The 1,204-nt window shown below is 62.7% G+C and carries 1 protein-coding gene and 1 other annotated feature; the gene reads left to right on the top strand.

The annotated features are described in order from the left end of the window. Positions 1-1,200 (top strand): IS3 family transposase gene (locus FFS52_RS23560; RefSeq protein WP_249356527.1). Its coding sequence is split into 2 segments (ribosomal slippage), with 1,201 coding nucleotides annotated over them: positions 1-173 and positions 173-1,200; the frame shifts between segments, so codons are not numbered across the junction. This gene is flagged as partial in the annotation. Continuing rightward, positions 172-303: a sequence feature (AL1L pseudoknot), on the top strand. (Overlaps the previous gene by 132 nt.) Positions 1,201-1,204 lie beyond the last annotated feature (4 nt).

The following is a 1,204-nucleotide window of genomic DNA, read 5'->3' as shown; positions in this document are numbered from 1 at the left end:
CGCCAAGCAAGTCGGTGTCGGCGGGGAGACGGTACGCCGCTGGGCCGTGCAGGCCCAAGTCGATGCCGGCGCCCGCTCCGGGACCACCTCGAAGGAGTCCGCCGAGATCAAGCGCCTCAAGGCGGAGAACAAGCAGCTGCGAGAGGACGTTGCCATTCTGAAAGCAGCGACGACTTTCTTCGCGGGGGAACTCGACCCCCGCAACCGATGATCGTGGCGTTCATAGATCAGATGCGTGCCAACGGTTTTGCGGTCGAGTCGATCTGCCGGGTCATGCGTGAGCAGGGCTGCCAGATTGCCGCACGAACCTACCGGGCATGGCGATCACGCACGCCTGCCGCACGGACGGTCTCCGATGCCCACGTCGTCGATGCGGTGCGCACCGTGGTCTGGCGTACCGGTGACGACGGCCGGCGGAAGATGACTCCGGAGGGCCTCTACGGGCGGGTGAAGATGCGCGCCCATCTGCACCGCACAATGCTGCCGGGGGTGTCGTATGGTGCTGTTGATCGAGCGATGAAGACACTAGGCCACAATGGGATTCGAAGGTCCAAGGGAGTCCGCACTACCGTCCGCTCCGCTGATGGTGTGCGCGCGGAGGATCTGCTGAACCGACAGTTCAGTGCTGCCGAACCGAACCGGGTCTGGGTGACCGATTTCACCTACTGCCGGACCTGGGCTGGGTGGGTGTACGTGGTGTTCATCATCGACGTGTTCTCCCGTCGAATCGTGGCGTGGCATGCGTCGACTTCGAAGACGGTGGAGTTGGTCACGGTCCCGCTTCGGATGGCACTGTGGCAGCGCAATCGGGAAGGGCATCCGGTGAAAGCTGCTGAGCTGATTCATCATTCGGATGCCGGCAGTCAGTACACATCAGTTACACTGACTGAGCGTCTGCGACTGGAAGACATCGCAGCGTCGATCGGATCGGTCGGGGACGCCTACGACAACGCGCTGGCCGAGTCGGTGAACGGCTTGTACAAGACCGAGTGCATCCGGACCACGATCTTCCACTCCGGCCCGTACCGGACGATCTCCGACGTCGAGTTCGCGACCGCTGGTTGGGTCGACTGGTACAACAACAGCAGGTTGCACTCGAGTATCGGCCAGATTCCCCCGACCGAGTTCGAAACGCTCCACTACGCTGGCCTCGGACCCGAGGACCAGCCCACATTGGAGGCGGCACAAAACCTAGGGTGATTCA

Origin of the sequence: Gordonia sp. ALPHA1B1 (assembly GCF_005502615.1) — a bacterium.
Lineage (GTDB): Bacteria > Actinomycetota > Actinomycetes > Mycobacteriales > Mycobacteriaceae > Gordonia > Gordonia hongkongensis.
Note: the sequence above shows the minus strand (reverse complement) of the source record. Positions and strands in the feature narration are given on the sequence as shown.